The following is a 15203-nucleotide window of genomic DNA, read 5'->3' as shown; positions in this document are numbered from 1 at the left end:
CGTACCGCGGCGACAACATCACCGCCCGCGACCACCACCACGCCCTGCCCATCGTCGCGACCACCCTGCCGCTGCTGCGCCGGCCCGCCGCCCCGGACCCCGGCCCGGGGCGCAGCGGGCGCGCCCGTGAACTTCCCGGCCGGAGGCCGTCATGAAGCAGAACACCAGCACCACCGGATCGACCGTCAAGGCCCGGCGCGAGCAGGCCGCCTACCGCCGCTACGTCGCCCGCCAGCTCGGCCCGCAGCAGGTCGGCGGCATCTACCGCTGCGGCTACTGGAACGACGTGTACGAGGTCCTCGCCATCCGGACCGAGTCGCCCTGGCAGATCAGCGTGCGCACCCTGGGCGAGACCCGGATCCGCACGCACTGCACCGCCTGGGACGAGCGCCGCGACCGCGTCCTCGCCGAGCCCGGCACCGCCGCCCTGACCGTCTGGGCCGAGCACACGCTCGCCGCCCCGGCCGCCAGCGGCGCGCTCCTGGAGCAGCGCCACGTCCTGGACGAGGCCGCCCACCCGGCCACCGTCGCCGCCTTCAACGAGCTCGCCCGCACCGCCCAGATCAGCTGACCGAGAGGAGTCCGCACCATGACCACGACCACGACCGCCGCCGAGACCGACTGGCGGATGCGCGCGGTGTGCCGCGACGAGGACCCGGAGCTGTTCTTCCCGATCGGCAACACCGGCCCCGCCCTGCTGCAGATCGAGGAAGCCCGATCGGTCTGCCGTCGATGCCCGGTGCTGGAGGACTGCCTCACCTGGGCCCTGACGACCGGTGAGGACGCTGGCGTCTGGGGCGGCATGTCGGAGGACGAGCGGCGGGCGATGAAGCGCCGCGCCGCCCGCAACCGCGCCCGCACCAGCTGACCCCGCAGCGGTTGCTGCCGTTCGCCCCCGCCCCGGACCGCCGGCTGCGGGGGCGTTCGACGGTGCCCGACGCACCCGCCCCCTCTCCCCTATATAGGAGGACCCCGTGAGCAAGCCGACCTGGATGGCCTCGCACCTCGGCACGCAGCACACCGCGGACCCGCTGGAGCAGCTGCTCGAGCTGGGCCGCTGGCTGAACGAGCCCACCCGGCGCCTGGCCTGGCGCACCGCCCGCAAGCAGCGGCAGGTGGAAGCCATCGACGCCGAGCGCGAGCACGACGACGCCCAGCGCCCCAGCCTGCAGACCCCGGCTGCCCAGATCGCCGACCTGCACGAGCACCTGGACCTGGCCCGGGGCCGCGCCGGCCTGCTCGTCCTGGTCGAGGAGCTCGCCGAGGGGACCCGGCTTCGTGCCACCAGCACGGTGCTGCGGTCCGGCCGGCGGCAGGTTGTCGACCGGCAGGCGCAGCGTCTGCTGGCGACGCGGATCAGCACCGGTATCCGCCAGCTGCTCGCCGACCTGGCGGCCGACTTCGCCTACCCCGACGAGGCGCACCGCACCGCGGAGGCCGCCCTCGGCCCGCTCACCAGTCGGCTCCAGGCGGTGGAGGCCTCCGGCGAGCCGGACGTGCTGGGCCGCTGGGCCGAGGCGATCGAGTTCGCCCTCGCCGTAGTGCAGAACGCCCCGACCCGCTGACCGAGGCCGCGTTTCGGGCCCGGCTGCCTCCCCTTCGCCCGCAGCGGCGGCCGGTTCGCCAGCGCGTGATCGCGTTTCGGGAGCACCGGCCGTCGTTTCGGCACCACCTGAACCGAGCCTTCTGGAGGCCATCGTGACCATCACCGACTGGCCGTGCAACGCGGCCCCGACCGATCCCGACCCGTCCCCGCCGGGCTTCGTTTCGCTCCCGCTGGGGCCCGCTTCGGCAACGCCCGAGTTCGTTTCGGACGCGCCCGACACCGTTTCGGAAGCGGCCCCGACCGCTTCGGGAGCACCCGGCGCCGGCCGCGCGATGAAGATCCTCATGTTCGCCCTGACGAGTGTGGCGGCCGTCGGCGGGATCCTGGTGGGCGCCATCGGATTCGCGATGTCCTACGACACGCTGTCCGGTGTCGCCCTCAACTCCTGGGGCTTCAACGCGCAGCTCGCACCGTGGTTCCCGGTCGGCGTGGACGCCTCCATCGTGGCGTTCCTGGCCCTGGACCTGTACCTGGTCCGCAAGGGCACCGCCTGGCCGGTGCTGCGCCTAGCCGCCCACACGATGACCGGCGTGACGATCTGGCTGAACGCCAGCTCGCAGGGCTCGATCCAGGCCGACCCGGTGCGGGCGGTGGCGCACGGCGCGATGCCGTTCCTGTTCGTCATCGGGGTCGAGGCCGGCCGCCGCCTGGTCATCCAGAAGGCCAGGCTGGAGGCCGGGATCGCCGCCGACCGGGTGCCGCTGCACCGCTGGCTGCTCGCCCCGCGGGACACCCCGAGGTTCTACCGCCGGATGCGGCTGTACGGCATCACCTCCTACCCGGAGATGGTCCGCCGCGACCAGGAGCTCATCGCCTACGAGCTGTGGCTCAAGCGCAAGCACGGCGGTGACCTGGGCAAAGCCACCGAGGACGAGCTGCTGCCGATGACGATGGCCCGTTACGGCTACACCGTCGCCCAGGCGCTCGCGATGCCGGACGAGCAGGAGCAGGCGGCGGCCGAGCGCGAAGAGGCCGCCGAGCGCCGGCGCCTGGAGGCCGAGACCCGCCGCAAGCTCGCCGAGGCGAAAGCGCAGGCCGAGGCGCTGCGCGCGGACGGCCAGGTGGAGACGGTGCGCGCCCAGGTGGAGGGTGAGACCGGGCAGGCCCGCGCTCACGCCAGGGCGCAGGTCACGGCGGCCGAGCGGGCCGCCGCGCTGGAGGAGCAGGCGCTGGAGACGGCGCTGGTGGCCGAGGCCCGGGCCCGCACCGCGGCCGCCGAGCACCAGGAGGCGATCGAGCGCAAGGCGACGGCCAAGCTCGACCTGGAGTCGGCGGAGCTGGAGCGGGCCGCGGCCGAGGAGCGCCGGGCGGCGGCGGAGGCCGACAAGGTCGCCGCAGCCGAGGCCCAGGCGATCGACACGCAGACGATCGCCGTGGCCCGCCGGGCCACTGCCGAAGCGGATGCGGCTGCTGCCGAAAAGGAGAAGGCCGCCGCCGAAACGCGGCGCGCTGTCGCCGAAGCGAACCGCAAGACGGCGGAGGAGGAAGCGCGCCGAGAGGCCGCTCTCGCCGCCATCGAGGAGTCGAAGAAGACCGCTGCCGAAGCCGAGCGGGCTGCTGCCGAAACGCGGCGGGCCATCGCCGAAATCGAGCGGCGCGCGGTCGAAGCCGAGGACGTCGCCAAGCTGAAGCCGCGCGAGCGGGCGGTGCGCAAGGTCGCCCGGATGATCCTGGCCACGCCCGAGCAGGACGCCGAGCAGCTGCCGCTCGCGGAAATCATGAGCGAGCTGGCGGTCTCCTCCTCCGCCACCGCCTCCGAGTACCGCCAGGAGGCCGCCGACCTGCTCGCCAAGGGCTACCGGCCCTGATCAGCGGGCCAACCACCCCAGCACACGGCCTCTCCGCTGGCCACCAGGGCGCTGAAATCGCCCTGGTGACCGGCGAAGGCGCCGAAGCGCCGAGCACCACCGTAGCGGCCGCCGGCCGCTGAGTTCGAGATGAGGGAGGGAACGGTGAGCGGTACCGTCCAGCCGCCGGCCTGGCGGCGCAAGCGGACCGAGAAGCGCAGTGAGCAGCGGAAACGTCGGGTCGAGGCGCATGTAGCGCAGTTGCGGTCCGAGGCAGCGGCGGCCGGGAGGCCGCAGGACGTCGCTGCGGCCGAGTGGAACATCCTGCGGTTGACGATCAATCGGCTGCCGGAGGCGGCGCAGGGCGGGGAGTGGATGCAGATCACCACTCTCCTGCGTCAGATTTCGGCGAAACTCGCAGGTCAGAAGTGGTGAGCGCCGAGCCGCACGCGGTCCGGCCGCGCTCCGTTGTGTACGTCATCGGGTCCGACCAGTTCCGCCCGGTGAAGGTCGGCACGACCAACGACCTGTCCCTGCGGCTGAGGGCCTTGCAAGGGGCTTCGCCGTTCGCTCTGCAGGTCCTGTGGGCGGCTGAGGGCGACAGGGCGCTTGAGCTGCGGATTCACCAGCGCCTCGATCGGTTTCGAGTGCGCGGCGAGTGGTTCGACTTCGGTGACGGCGACCCGGTGAGCATCGTCTTCGGGGCCGTCCAGGCGCTGGCCGGCGGGCCTTCGACGGCCAGGCCGGGAAGACGGGCGAAGCTGCGGACCCAGCCGCGGATGAGCCTGGGACCGCGTGCCCGCAGGGCGGCAGCGGCCGGCATTCCGTGGCCCCGCTCGTCGCGGCGGCCGGCACCTCGACTCGCCATCCCCGACCGCATTCTGGCGCTCCTCGAGGAGCGGGGAGTGGTCACGACGGCGACGCTCGTCGATCAGCTGAAGGCCCGTCACTCGACCGTCGTGACGGCGCTTCGCCGGCTGCAGAAGGACGGCCTGGCGACGCACATCGCGCACGGCTTCTGGGCCCCGGCGACCGAGCACGAAGAGTAATCGAGATCGCGAATTTCGCATGGATGCGAATGCGTGCAGGCGAATTCCACGCGCCTAACGCGTAGGCGGGCGCACGGGCGCGCGCGAGAGTACCCGCCCACGGTGCGTAACCGCAAGGCGAGGCGCACCCGATCTTCCGGGCCGTCACGAGGCGGCCCGCGACCCCTGTTTGGTGATCCACTACACCCCCTTGGGAGGGGACGATCATGGCTGTCATCGAGGCTGTTGTCGGCGCCGGAGTCGGCGTCGCGAGCATGGCCCTGTCGGTGGCGATGCAGGTGCTCGCCAGCGGCGGGCAGACCGTCACCGCCGGCATGGGCCGACGTCACCGCACCGGCGGCCGCGGCGGCGGCGTTTCCGGGGCGATCAACGGGGCGCTGTCGAAGTTGGAGATGCCCCGGCTGCACATCGCGATGTTCACCGCCGGCGGGGTCGGGCTGGCCGGCACCGGCCTGGGTCACCTCATCTCCACCTGCACCACGTGGGCCAACGACACGGCGGCGCACCTGATGACCGACTGGGTCGGCGTCGGGCTGGGCTGGCTGGTGTCGCTCGGCGCCGCGGTGATCCTGCTGATCGACATCCGGGACGACAAGTGCGCCCCGCGCACGCTCGCCCTCGCTGCCTGCATGCCGTTCTTCATCACCGCGATCCCCGGCAAGGTCGGCGAGGGCGCCGCCACCGGGATCACGGCGGTCGCCCGGTTCATCGGCCACCTGGTCGCCTCCGCCTTCGGCATGCAGTAGAGGAAGGGGACACAGCGATGGAGCTGCTGATCGCGATGGCGCTCGCGTACGCGCTGGGCGGAGGGGTCACCGCCGGGCGCGAGAGCGCGGCGAAGCACACCAAGACTCCGAAGCCGCCGGGGCCGATCGACCGTACGGACACCGGCCGCAAGGTCGCCGAGGGCGCGATCAACTCGGTGGCCCGCGTCTACACCTTCACCTCCGGCGCGATCGAGGGCTGGCGCAAGGCGTGGCCGGAGACCAAGGCGGCGGTCTCCGAGCGCCGGGCGAAGGTGAAGGCCGCCAAGGCCGAGCGGGAGGCCGCCCGCGCGAAGGCCGAGGCCGACAAGGCGGCCGGGGTCGGCGGGCCGGAGGCGGCCGATGACGGGATCGTCGACGCCGAGATCGTCGAGGACGAGGTGGTCAACACGGGCGGCCCGAAGGCCCCGCCCGCCGAGAAGATCGCCGAGACGAAGGAAGCGGCGGAGGCGGCCGCGAAGGCGGACGCCACCGTGCACGTCCACGTCACCACCGACCCGCCGGCAGCCCCGGCGGCCCCGGCGCCGGAGAGTCCGCCGGCCGCCAGCGCCGACGGATCGCGTCCGGTGCCGCCCCCCAGGACCGCCCCCACCGACACCGCGCCGGTGGGGGCGCCGCCGTCCCCGGCCACCCCGGACGGCGGTCCGCACCTGCGGATCGTCAAGGACGACGGCAGCACCTCACCCACGGCCCCCGCCGCCGGCGGGGCCGCCAGCACCCCGAGGAGCAGCATGAGCAACCTGCCCACCGCCGCGACGCGGGTCACCGAGGTGACCGGCGTCGACTCCCTGATGCAGTACCTGGCCCAGCTCTCCCGCTGGGCGCGGATGGAGAAGGACGACGCGATGGCCGCCGTCACCCGCCTGACCGACCTGCGGGCCAAGGCCGAGCACGCCTACAACGCCGCCGCGACCGCCAAGTACGACAAGGCGACGCTCGGCGAGCTCGCCGCGATCGTCGAGAAGCTCACCGAGCTGAAGGGCGCCCGCGAGGAGGACCTGCGGGCCTCCGACCTCGCCGAGCGCAATGCGACCCAGGCGTCGGCGAACGTGTGGGGCCGCCACGGCGGCATCCAGGAGGCCCGCAACGCCTCCGACGTCGACATGGCCGAGACCACCACCTACGGCGACTGACCACAGGTCAGCACCCGAGAAGAACTGCGAGGACCTGCATGGCAGAGATCACCTACAGCCAGATCCAGGAGAACCTGGTGCAGCTGGCGTCCGCGACGGCCGCCGAGGAGGCCGCCGCCCGCGACCGCTTCGAGCGCCTGAACGCCAAGGTCGTCGAGGCGGAGCGCAACTACCACGCCATCACCGAGCTCGGCTTCGACCCGCTGACGCTGAACGACTTCCAGCAGGTCGGCGGCGCCCTGGTCGGCCAGGCACAGGCGGTGGCGGCCGCCGCGAACTCCGCGATCGAGCTCAACGGCATGGCCCGCACCGCCGGGCTGGCCATCGAGCGCCGGCATGGCGGTTTCGACCGGGCGGTCGCCTCCGCCCCGGTCCCGGCCGCCAAGCGCGAGGCCTACAACAACCGCATGTGACCTCCCGGTCAGGCACCGCCCGCCCGCCCCGCGACCTGCCGCGGGGCGGGCGGTTCGGTGCCTGGCCGAGGTGCCGCACCCGGTACCCGAACACCCGTCGACCACGGAAAGGGGGGCGCACGATGCGCCGCGACCCCATGGACCTGATCTACCTGCTCGGCATGTTCGGGCCGGTCATCGTCCTGCTGTTCATCCTGCTCGCCCGCTGACACCCGGAAGGAATCACGACCGCCGTGATGAAGAAGCCCACGACCGCCCCCGCCGCCCCGGCCGGGGCCGCCGAAGGCGGCACGCTCAGAAGCCGCGTCGCGCGCGGCGCCTGGCGTCGACTGAACCGCAACCGCCGCCACCTGCCGCCCATCGCCGCCTCGATCGCCCTGGCTGGCTACGGCCAGGCCCTCACGGCCGCCCAGCACGGCATCGTCGGCGCGCTCGCCGTCGACGCCGCCCTGCCAGCCGCCGTCCTCGCCACCCGGGCGTGGCGGGCCAAGCAGCCCTACACCGGCCGCACCGCCCGCTTCCTGAACCGGCACCGGGTGCTGCCGACCCCGCCGAACCGGCCGATGCGCCGCGCCGAACTGATCCGGACCTCCGCGGCTGCGGTCGCGGCCGGCGCGCTGCTGACCGTCATGCCGCTCACCCACACCGGCCCGTTCGAGGCGCCGATGACCGGGCTGTGGTGGCTGGCCCTCACCCCCGCCACGGCGATCCCGTGGTGGTGGCGCCGCCGCATCCGCGCCACCGCCGAGCCGCTCGGCCAGGAGGAGCGGATCGCCCGCTGGGAGGAGAAGGTCGCCACCCGCGGCGCGCTGCCCGGCTCGAAGCTGGTCAACCCCGTCGACACCGGCGACGGGGCGTGGGAGGCGCTGATCGAGCTGGACGGCGGCCGGCAGACCACCGCCACGGCGATCGCCGCGACCACGATGATCGCCTCCGCGTACGGGCTGCCGATCTCCTCCATCGCGGTGGACGGCGTGCCCGGCGGAGCGGCCGACAAGGCGAAGCTGCTGGTCTACGACAAGAACCCGCTCAAGACCGTGCCGGTGTTCCCCGGCCCGGAGGCCCTGGACGTGAAGACCGGGATCGCCCGCCTCGGCCTGCACATCGACGGCGGCCCGGCGCAGTACCAAATGTGGCGGCCCGGCTGGGGCGCCGTGCACACCCACATCTCGGGTGCCACCGGCTCCGGCAAGAGTGCGCTGCTGCGCTCGCTGTTCGCGATCGAGCGGCACTCCGGCCTGGTCACCTCCTGGGGCGGCGACCCGCAGGAAGGCAAGTCCTTCGGCTTCTGGCAGGACTACCTCTCCTACTTCGCGCCCGGGGTGGACGAGTGCATGGCCATGCTGATCGCCGCCGACACCGAGCTCACCCGCCGCAGCAAGGCGAGCGCGCTGACTGTGTGGGAGGACGAGGACGGCGACCTGATGTACGGCGACACCGACTGGTCCCCCACCCCGCAGGAGCCGCTCATCGCGGTGACGATCGACGAGTGGCAGGACGTCTGGGGCAACTACCCCGAGGCCCTGGACTACGCGGTGCGCATCGCGATCCTCGGCCGCAAGGTCGGCATCAAGCTCCGCCTGGTCACCCACCTGCCCACCCTCGACTCGCTCGGCACGCCGAAGCTGCGCCAGCCGCTCACCGCGGGCAACAACATCGCGTTCCGCACCACCGAGCGCTCCGCCGGGTACGTCATCAACCTGCCCGCCGACCCGAACGACATCCCGTCCACCTGGCCGGACGAGCCCGGCGTGCCGACCTCCGGCATGGGCTACCTCAAGGGCGTCGAGGAGCGCGCGGCGATGTTCCGCGGCTGGGCGCCGGAGCGGGCGGGCATCGCCACCCGCTGGGCCAAGCGCGGTGCCCCCGCTGTCATCTCGGCGGAGGCGGCCGAGCACGTCGGCCCCGCCTACACCGAGTGGCGCGACCGCCTGGTGGCCCGCCGCCGCGGTGAGCTCCCGGCCGTCCCCGGCGTCACCGAGAACACCGAGGGGGCCGTCAGCGACGCCAAGCCCGCGGCCAAGGGCAAGCCGCAGAAGAAGGGCACCGGGACCGTCGCTCCGGCGAAGGTGTCCTTCGCCAAGGTGTCCGCCCCGGCCGTCTCCTTCGACCAGCTGGTCACCGACACCACCGCCACGGGCAGCACCCCGGCCCGCGGAGACAAGAAGAAGGCGATCCTCGCGTTCCTCGAGCGTGAGGAGCAGGCCACCACCGGCATCATCGCCGCCCAGCTCAAGATGCCGATGTCCACCGTGTCCTCCACCCTCAAGCGCGCCGCCGACAAGGGCGAGGTCATCGACCTCGGTCACGGCGCCTGGGGCTCGCTCACGGCCATGGCCGCCGCCTGACCACCCAGCACCGCCACCGTCACCCGTGCCCGCCGCCCGACACCCGGGCGGCGGGCACAACCGTCCGCACACACCGGAGAGAAGGCACCCCATGCCCGTCACTCACCTGATCGTCGGCCCCAACGGCTCCGGCAAGACCCGCACCATCGAGCAGCTGATCGCAGCCGAGAAGCTCGCCGCCGGCCCGGGCGTCGCCGTCTGGGGCATCGAGCGCCGCGGCCGCCTCTCCGGCGCCGACCGCACCGTGACCGGCGACCAGGCCGTGCAGCTGCTCGCCGAGGCCGCCGCCATTGCCGGCCAGCGCCTCGGCCGCGGCCGCGAGCACGAGCCGACCACGGCCGAGCCCCGCATCCAGGTCGTCATCGACGGCGCCGAGCCCGTCCTGCGCGACACCGAGGCGGCCGGCCTGCTCCAGTTCCTCGCCACCGTCGGCCGCAAGACGGGCGTCGAGACCGTCCTCGCCGTGTGCGACACCAGCCTGGACATCTGGCCGATCACCCTGCGCCGCCGCTTCTACGACGGCGCCGTCACCCAGCTCACCAGCCGCCCCCACACCGAGGACTGACCAAGCCTCACAACCTCGTCTCCCGGCCTCTCCGGGGGCCGCCGGACCCGCGCGCCACCAGTCGGGCCCGGCGGCCTCAGAAGGCGCCGCGGCGCCCGCACAGCCCCGTTCCCGCCCGCTCCCACACCCGAAGGAGGCTGCCGTGAGCAGCGTCTACGAGACCCCCCACGCCGCCTCCCCGGACGTGGCGGTCGACCTCAACGCCTACCTGCTGGAGCCCGGCTACGTCCCGGCCGTCTGGGAGGGCCGGGTCGTAGCGGTGCCGCTCCAGCCGCGCGCCACGACGCCCGCCCTGATCCCCGCCCTGGTCGACGGCAAGGTCATCGTGGTTCCCGTCTACACTCCGACACCCGCCGTACAGCAGACCCCGGACGAGGCCGCGCAGCCCGCCGCCCTAACGCAGCCCGCCGTCGAGCAGGGCCTGCCGCTCGCCGTGCGGCAGTACGTCCTCTACGGCTCCATCGCCTCCCTGGCCGCGTCCGGCGCGGTGTGGATGCTCGGCGCCGCCGTCGGCGAGGTCGCCCCGCACGCCGACCAGCTCGGCCACCTCCTCAAGATGGCGGCGATCCTCGTCGGCCTGGTCGTCCTCGGCGTCTGTGGCCTGCTCGGCAAGCTCCGCTCCGTCACCGCCGGCGCCTCCACCACCGGGGCGAGCGCGAACGCCACCGGCGAGGGCGCGAGCGCGACCGGCACCGTCCTGGCCCTGGTCCACCGCACCCACCAGACCAACATCGGCCGGCAGTCCGCCGGCTGGCGCGGCTCCATCACCAACAACAACGGCTGACACGACCACACCCGACCGGAGGAGACGCCTATGAACGCCGCCCGCCGTCTCATTCAGTTCCTGAACCGCCGCCCCGCCCCGCTGTGGGAGGACGACGACCTGCCCAGCGTCTACCTGCCCACCGGCGCCGAACCGCCGACGCACGACCCGGACCCCGGACCGGACTGGTGCACCTGGCGCGAGAACCCCGCCGTCCAGCGACTCCTCGCAGCCGCCGACGCCGAAGCCGAGGCCCGGCACCACGCCGCCGCCGAGGGCCACTGAGCCCGGCCGACCGGCCTCGCCTCCGGCCACGCCCGCCCGCCCCGCCGAACACCGGCCGGGCGGGCGGCCGCGTGTCCGGGGGCGGGACCGGCCGACCGGCCGACACCACGATCGCCTGGAGGCACCGATGGGCAACGCCTACTACACCGTCACCCGCCCTGACGGCGAGCAGATCGAGGCCGGGTACGGCGTCGAGACCGTCTGCGAGCAGGACGGCTGCACCGAACAGATCGACCGCGGCCTGGCCTACCTGTGCGGCAGCGCGCCCGGTACCCCCGAGGACGGCTGCGGCGGCTACTTCTGCTCCCGCCACCTCTACATGGACTGGGACATGTCGAGCGTCGAACCGCAGCCGCAGAACTGCCTGGCCTGCTTCGAGCGGCGCGGCTGACAGACCAACCAACCGGCCTCGCCCCCAGCCCGCCTCCGCCCGCCCCGCCACACCCGGCCGGGCGGGCGGCCGCGCGTCCGGGGACAGGCCGCCCACTGACACCGGCCCGAAGAACGCAAGGAGACCGCCGTGAACCAGCCCCAGCCCAACCCCCTGCTCGACCAGACCACCGCGGCCCCGGACACCGAGGCCCCTGACCTGATCTGGCACACCCCCCGCCGCCACCCCCGCTGGGTGATCCGCAACGTGTACGGCGAGCCCAGCACGGCCGCGACCATCGCGATCGCCTGCTTCGCGCTGCTCCTGTTGACCGTGCTCGTCCTCGCAGTCGGCCCCTACGTGCTCCACGCCCTCCAGTGGATCGCGCAGCCCGAGCACTCCACCGTCCCGGCCGGGCGCGTGTGGCACACCGTCAACGACCCGATCTACCACTACCTGCAGGTGCACTCCGCGGGCCTGCCCGCCGGAGCACGGACCCTGTTCACCTTCTGGGGCCTGGCCGGCGCCCTGATCCTGATTCGGGCGCTGCGCCAGGGCGCCACCGTCGGCGTCCAGCTCGGCGCCCTGGTCTTCGGCGCGCTGACCGTCGCCATGGTGTGGTCCGGCACCGAGGGTCCCGGCCAGCCGGTCGCCGCCGGCCTGGCGGCCCTCGCGTGGGGCGTCCTCGCCGCTCTCGCCCTGACCGGCTCCTGGATCACCACCCACACCACCGTCATCAACGAGCCCCCCGCCGCGCCGGCCGCCCCCGCGCCGGTCGTCCCGGTCACCGTCGAGGTGCCCGAGCCGCGCATCGAGGCCGTCGTCGTCGACGTCCAGCAGCTCCAGGTCGACATCAACGGCCGCCGCCTCACCGGCGACGACGGCCACCAGCACCCCTGAGTCCCCTGTTCGCCGGGCCGCCCCACAGCAGGGCAGCCTGGCCCGTCCGTGTCCCGTACCGCCGCACCGGAAGGAAGACCCGCCGCATGTCCTGGGCCATATCCCGCGACGCCCGCCTCGCCGAACTGCGACAGCTCCTCCACGACCGCTCCGCCACCCTCGCCAACCTCACCCCCGGCACCGCCGCCCACACCGGCCTCCAGGCCGAATGCGACGCCATCTACGCCGAGATCAAGCAGCTCGAGAACTCCAGCAGGTTCCCCACGGTGCTGGTCGCCGTCGCCGTGATCGCCCTCCTCGTCCTGATCACCGCGCACTGACCCGTCCTTCCGGGCACTGACGCTGCCCACCGGCCGCGCCCCAGCACCCCGCTCCACGGCGGGGCGGTGGGGCGCTCCGGTGCGCGGCGCGGCCACCCGGCCGGACCCACGCCGCCACAACAACCCGCCCACCAGGAGATTCACAGTGACGATCCCCCGCCAGCAGCACCGCCCCGCCACCCACACCCCGATCCCCTACCAGGCGCAGCAGCCGGCCCCGTACACCGGCCAGACCGGACCCGGCGAGCGGGTCATCATCGTGCAGCTGCCCGCCGACCAGCCGCCCGCCAGCCGGCACGAGCCCACCGCCGCCGACGTCGCCGCCGTCCGCAGCGCGGTCCGCCGCGACGCCACCTTCTTCGTCCTGCTCCTGGCCGGCGTGATGCTCGCCGTCGCCGCCCTCGCCGCACTGCGCTGGGCCGCGAACGCCACCACCCCGGCGCCCGCCATCCCGGCCACGACCGCCCCGGCCACCACCCGGTGATCCGCACCCTCCTCCAGCAGGCCGTCACCCGGCTGCGCCCCGCCCGCATCGTCTGCCCGCACTGCTGGGGCCACGACCTGGAACACCACCCGCCCGCGTTCTGGCGCTGCGCGAGCTGCCAGTACGAGTGGGGCCCGGGCACCGCCTGGAACACCCCCCAGTGGCCCGCCCGGCCCGCCGCCCGCACCCACGACCTCTACCGCCCCACCCAGCACCCCACCACCTGACACCAGCCGGAAGGACCCGCCCGAATGGCCACCACCGTTGCCGCCCACCAGCTCGCCGAGGCCCTCACCCAGGTCATGCCGCACATGGCCGCCCCGACCGGCAGCACGCCGATCCTGGCCGGCGTCCACTTCGCCAACGACGGCACCCACCTGCACGCCGTCGCCACCGACCGCCACACGCTCGCCGTCGCTCGCCGCCGGCTGCGCGAGTGCGAGGACGAGTGGAGCGCCACCGTCGGCGCCGTGCACATCGCCTACCTGCACGCTTGGGCCGAGGCCCACCCCAGCCACCGCGACACCGTTGACCTGTCCGTCGAACCCGGCCAGCTGACCGCGGTCAGCACCGCGGGCCGCATCGCCGTGCCGACCATGGACGGCGTCCACGCCCCGTGGCAGGCCCTGCTGGGCAAGCACCTCGGCTGTTCCGCAGAGACGGTCGACATCGCCGGCCTGGACACGCAGTACCTGGCCCGCTGGGCGCAGGCCGGCCGCCACCTGCAGATCAGCCAGGCCTCGCCCGAGGCGCCGTTCATCCTGGCCGGGCTCGACTTCATCGGCCTGCAGATGCCTGTCCGCCAGATCCACCAGGAGGCGCCGAGCCGGGCCGCGCTCGCCGCCGACTGGGCCGCATCGATCGGCCACAGCACCGGCGCGGACGTCGACCTGCCGCTGCCGGCCGACGGCGACGCGGCACCGGCCATGACCGAAGACCTCCTCCGACAGGTCCTCATCTCGGCCCAGGAGCTGTACGACGTCGTCGGCGGCGAGGACCGCGCGGCGATCGCCGCCCATGTCCAGGCCGGAGCGCACGCCTGGACGGCGTACCGCCTGCTCCAGGTCCTGCGGGTGATCGACCCGCGCACCACGGAACTCGCGCTCGCCGATATCAACGGCGAACTCGAGGCCGGCGACTTCCCGGAGCTCGCCGTCGACGACGCCGAGACCCTCGGCCACCAGCCGCAGGCGTGGATCGACTCCTACACCACCGCCCGCGACAGGCGCGCCGCCCAGGCCGCCGAGAGCCCGGCGACCGTCTGACCTCCGCCGCCCGCCTCGAGACTCCGCACCAGTCCTCCGGGCACTGACGCCGCGCACCCTCGCGCCCCGCCTTCGGTCCAGCCAGGCCCGGACGGCGGGGCGCGAGGGTGCGCGGCGCGGCCGTCCGGCCGGAGCCACACACCGGAGAGGAATTCCCATGCCCCACGACCCCGCCCCGGCCGACCCGCGATACCGGGCCGACCTGCGCGACCTCGAGCCGCTCGCCGCCCGGGTCGCTGCTGCCCGCGACGGCCGGCCCATGCCCGCCCTGGACCCCCGGACAGCCGCAAGGCCCTCATCCGCATCCTCACCGAGGCCGCCGCCCGGGGCGCCGCCATCAACCCCACGGCCGCCTGCCTCGCCCAGGAGCGCGCCGACCAGCTGCGCGCCGGACTGGACTGACGCTCGCCCAACCGGCCCGGCCCCGACACCTGCAAGAAGAGGAGAGACATGGACAGCAACACCCTGACCGTGGAGCAGCAGCTGGCACTCGTCGTCGAGTTCCGCGTACCGATCCCCCGGGTGATGCCGGTCGGCGGGTACGGCGAGGTCGTCGTGCGCCGCGACGAGACCGGAGACGGCTGGGCGGTGACCGACGGCGCCCTGGTCGGCCTGCGGGCCTGGACCGAGGGTGAGGACGGCGGCTGGCGGCCCGTCTGGGATATCGGCCGCGCCGTCGCCTACAAGCACACCCGGGAGCAGGCGCTGGCTCTTGCCCACCGGGTCGCCGAGTACGAGGCCATCAACCACCAGGTGCTGCTCGGTGTGATCGCCGACCCCCTTGGCCACGCCGTCCGCACCAGGCGACACAGGATCACCTGCCCGCGCTGCCACCACCAGGGCATCGAGGAGTACGGCGAGGCGGTCGCCGGCACCGACGACTACGCCGACTGCGCCCGCTGCCCGGCCTGCCGCCTGGAATGGGCGCTCGACCCCGGCGCCGACGTCGCCTGCACCACCTGCGGCGGCAGCGGCATCCCCGGCGCCGGGCCCATCGGTCGGCGCACCCCCGATGGCTGGCAGTTCGCCCCTACATGCGGGTGCGTCGAGTCCTCCGGGCAGTGACGCTGCCCACCACCGTGCCCCACCGTCCGGCCGACAGGCCGCAGCGGTGGTGCGCGGTGGTGCGCGGCGCGGCCGCCCGGCCGGAC

Annotated in this window: 21 protein-coding genes; all 21 read left to right on the top strand. The window is 74.0% G+C overall.

Annotation, left to right across the window (positions count from 1 at the left end):
• Positions 1-151: 151 nt before the first annotated feature.
• The 21 genes from ACWCXH_RS35845 to ACWCXH_RS35745 all read left to right on the top strand — a co-directional run bounded on the left by ACWCXH_RS35845 (position 152) and on the right by ACWCXH_RS35745 (position 15117).
• The gene (locus ACWCXH_RS35845) at positions 152-571 is read left to right on the top strand and encodes a hypothetical protein (protein WP_449805692.1); all 420 of its coding nucleotides are present in this window, start codon (positions 152-154) and stop codon (positions 569-571) included.
• 18 nt (positions 572-589) lie between these two features.
• Positions 590-868: a WhiB family transcriptional regulator gene (locus ACWCXH_RS35840; RefSeq protein WP_449805691.1), complete on the top strand. Its 279-nt coding sequence runs from the start codon at positions 590-592 to the stop codon at positions 866-868.
• A 106-nt stretch (positions 869-974) separates the two neighbouring features.
• Complete coding sequence (locus ACWCXH_RS35835) at positions 975-1565, top strand: hypothetical protein (RefSeq protein ID WP_449805690.1); 591 nt, start codon at positions 975-977, stop codon at positions 1563-1565.
• A 133-nt stretch (positions 1566-1698) separates the two neighbouring features.
• Positions 1699-3414 carry a DUF2637 domain-containing protein gene (locus tag ACWCXH_RS35830; protein WP_449805689.1) on the top strand — a complete coding sequence of 572 codons (1716 nt, stop codon included), beginning with the start codon at positions 1699-1701 and terminating at the stop codon, positions 3412-3414.
• A 144-nt stretch (positions 3415-3558) separates the two neighbouring features.
• Positions 3559-3828: a hypothetical protein gene (locus tag ACWCXH_RS35825; RefSeq protein WP_449805688.1), complete on the top strand. Its 270-nt coding sequence runs from the start codon at positions 3559-3561 to the stop codon at positions 3826-3828.
• Entirely contained in the window at positions 3825-4442 is a 618-nt protein-coding gene (locus ACWCXH_RS35820; RefSeq protein WP_449805687.1) for a GIY-YIG nuclease family protein, read from the top strand. Before ACWCXH_RS35825 ends, ACWCXH_RS35820 begins: the two co-directional genes overlap by 4 nt.
• A gap of 206 nt (positions 4443-4648) precedes the next feature.
• Complete coding sequence (locus ACWCXH_RS35815) at positions 4649-5188, top strand: hypothetical protein (protein WP_449805686.1); 540 nt, start codon at positions 4649-4651, stop codon at positions 5186-5188.
• A 17-nt stretch (positions 5189-5205) separates the two neighbouring features.
• Entirely contained in the window at positions 5206-6339 is a 1134-nt protein-coding gene (locus ACWCXH_RS35810) for a hypothetical protein (protein WP_449805685.1), read from the top strand.
• A gap of 38 nt (positions 6340-6377) precedes the next feature.
• Positions 6378-6752, top strand: a complete 375-nt coding sequence (locus ACWCXH_RS35805) for a hypothetical protein (RefSeq protein ID WP_449805684.1) — start codon at positions 6378-6380, stop codon at positions 6750-6752.
• The gene (locus tag ACWCXH_RS35800; protein WP_449805683.1) at positions 6749-6961 is read left to right on the top strand and encodes a hypothetical protein; all 213 of its coding nucleotides are present in this window, start codon (positions 6749-6751) and stop codon (positions 6959-6961) included. The genes ACWCXH_RS35805 and ACWCXH_RS35800 overlap by 4 nt, the downstream gene beginning before the upstream one ends.
• Positions 6962-6988: 27 nt before the next feature.
• Positions 6989-9100, top strand: a complete 2112-nt coding sequence (locus ACWCXH_RS35795; RefSeq protein ID WP_449805682.1) for a hypothetical protein — start codon at positions 6989-6991, stop codon at positions 9098-9100.
• Positions 9101-9191: 91 nt separating this feature from the next.
• Positions 9192-9665 carry a hypothetical protein gene (locus tag ACWCXH_RS35790; RefSeq protein ID WP_449805681.1) on the top strand — a complete coding sequence of 158 codons (474 nt, stop codon included), beginning with the start codon at positions 9192-9194 and terminating at the stop codon, positions 9663-9665.
• A gap of 142 nt (positions 9666-9807) precedes the next feature.
• Complete coding sequence (locus tag ACWCXH_RS35785) at positions 9808-10449, top strand: hypothetical protein (RefSeq protein ID WP_449805680.1); 642 nt, start codon at positions 9808-9810, stop codon at positions 10447-10449.
• Between the two features lie 30 nt (positions 10450-10479).
• A complete protein-coding gene (locus ACWCXH_RS35780) occupies positions 10480-10713 on the top strand; it encodes a hypothetical protein (protein ID WP_449805679.1) in 234 nt (77 codons plus the stop codon).
• 127 nt (positions 10714-10840) lie between these two features.
• Positions 10841-11104: a hypothetical protein gene (locus tag ACWCXH_RS35775; protein ID WP_449805678.1), complete on the top strand. Its 264-nt coding sequence runs from the start codon at positions 10841-10843 to the stop codon at positions 11102-11104.
• 129 nt (positions 11105-11233) lie between these two features.
• A complete protein-coding gene (locus tag ACWCXH_RS35770; protein WP_449805677.1) occupies positions 11234-11983 on the top strand; it encodes a hypothetical protein in 750 nt (249 codons plus the stop codon).
• Positions 11984-12069: 86 nt separating this feature from the next.
• On the top strand, positions 12070-12303 hold the full coding sequence (locus ACWCXH_RS35765; RefSeq protein ID WP_449805676.1) for a hypothetical protein: 234 nt from the start codon (positions 12070-12072) through the stop codon (positions 12301-12303).
• Positions 12304-12448: 145 nt separating this feature from the next.
• Positions 12449-12787: a hypothetical protein gene (locus ACWCXH_RS35760; RefSeq protein WP_449805675.1), complete on the top strand. Its 339-nt coding sequence runs from the start codon at positions 12449-12451 to the stop codon at positions 12785-12787.
• Positions 12784-13014, top strand: a complete 231-nt coding sequence (locus ACWCXH_RS35755) for a hypothetical protein (RefSeq protein ID WP_449805674.1) — start codon at positions 12784-12786, stop codon at positions 13012-13014. The genes ACWCXH_RS35760 and ACWCXH_RS35755 overlap by 4 nt, the downstream gene beginning before the upstream one ends.
• Before the next feature lie 24 nt (positions 13015-13038).
• On the top strand, positions 13039-14052 hold the full coding sequence (locus tag ACWCXH_RS35750) for a hypothetical protein (RefSeq protein WP_449805673.1): 1014 nt from the start codon (positions 13039-13041) through the stop codon (positions 14050-14052).
• 450 nt (positions 14053-14502) lie between these two features.
• Positions 14503-15117, top strand: coding sequence for a hypothetical protein (locus ACWCXH_RS35745; RefSeq protein WP_449805672.1), 615 nt, complete (start codon positions 14503-14505; stop codon positions 15115-15117).
• The last annotated feature ends 86 nt before the right edge of the window (positions 15118-15203 follow it).

The organism is Kitasatospora sp. NPDC001660 (assembly GCF_053596725.1).
The sequence above is the reverse complement of the archived record's forward strand: the minus strand, read 5'-3'. Positions and strand labels throughout refer to the sequence as shown.

Bases quoted from the DNA above. Each gene is read 5' to 3' on its own strand.
- ACWCXH_RS35845 (WP_449805692.1), top strand. From the start codon at position 152: ATGAAGCAGAACACCAGCACCACCGGATCGACCGTCAAGGCCCGGCGC.
- ACWCXH_RS35840 (WP_449805691.1), top strand. From the start codon at position 590: ATGACCACGACCACGACCGCCGCCGAGACCGACTGGCGGATGCGCGCG.
- ACWCXH_RS35815 (WP_449805686.1), top strand. From the start codon at position 4,649: ATGGCTGTCATCGAGGCTGTTGTCGGCGCCGGAGTCGGCGTCGCGAGC.
- ACWCXH_RS35810 (WP_449805685.1), top strand. From the start codon at position 5,206: ATGGAGCTGCTGATCGCGATGGCGCTCGCGTACGCGCTGGGCGGAGGG.
- ACWCXH_RS35805 (WP_449805684.1), top strand. From the start codon at position 6,378: ATGGCAGAGATCACCTACAGCCAGATCCAGGAGAACCTGGTGCAGCTG.
- ACWCXH_RS35795 (WP_449805682.1), top strand. From the start codon at position 6,989: ATGAAGAAGCCCACGACCGCCCCCGCCGCCCCGGCCGGGGCCGCCGAA.
- ACWCXH_RS35790 (WP_449805681.1), top strand. From the start codon at position 9,192: ATGCCCGTCACTCACCTGATCGTCGGCCCCAACGGCTCCGGCAAGACC.
- ACWCXH_RS35780 (WP_449805679.1), top strand. From the start codon at position 10,480: ATGAACGCCGCCCGCCGTCTCATTCAGTTCCTGAACCGCCGCCCCGCC.
- ACWCXH_RS35775 (WP_449805678.1), top strand. From the start codon at position 10,841: ATGGGCAACGCCTACTACACCGTCACCCGCCCTGACGGCGAGCAGATC.
- ACWCXH_RS35765 (WP_449805676.1), top strand. From the start codon at position 12,070: ATGTCCTGGGCCATATCCCGCGACGCCCGCCTCGCCGAACTGCGACAG.
- ACWCXH_RS35750 (WP_449805673.1), top strand. From the start codon at position 13,039: ATGGCCACCACCGTTGCCGCCCACCAGCTCGCCGAGGCCCTCACCCAG.
- ACWCXH_RS35745 (WP_449805672.1), top strand. From the start codon at position 14,503: ATGGACAGCAACACCCTGACCGTGGAGCAGCAGCTGGCACTCGTCGTC.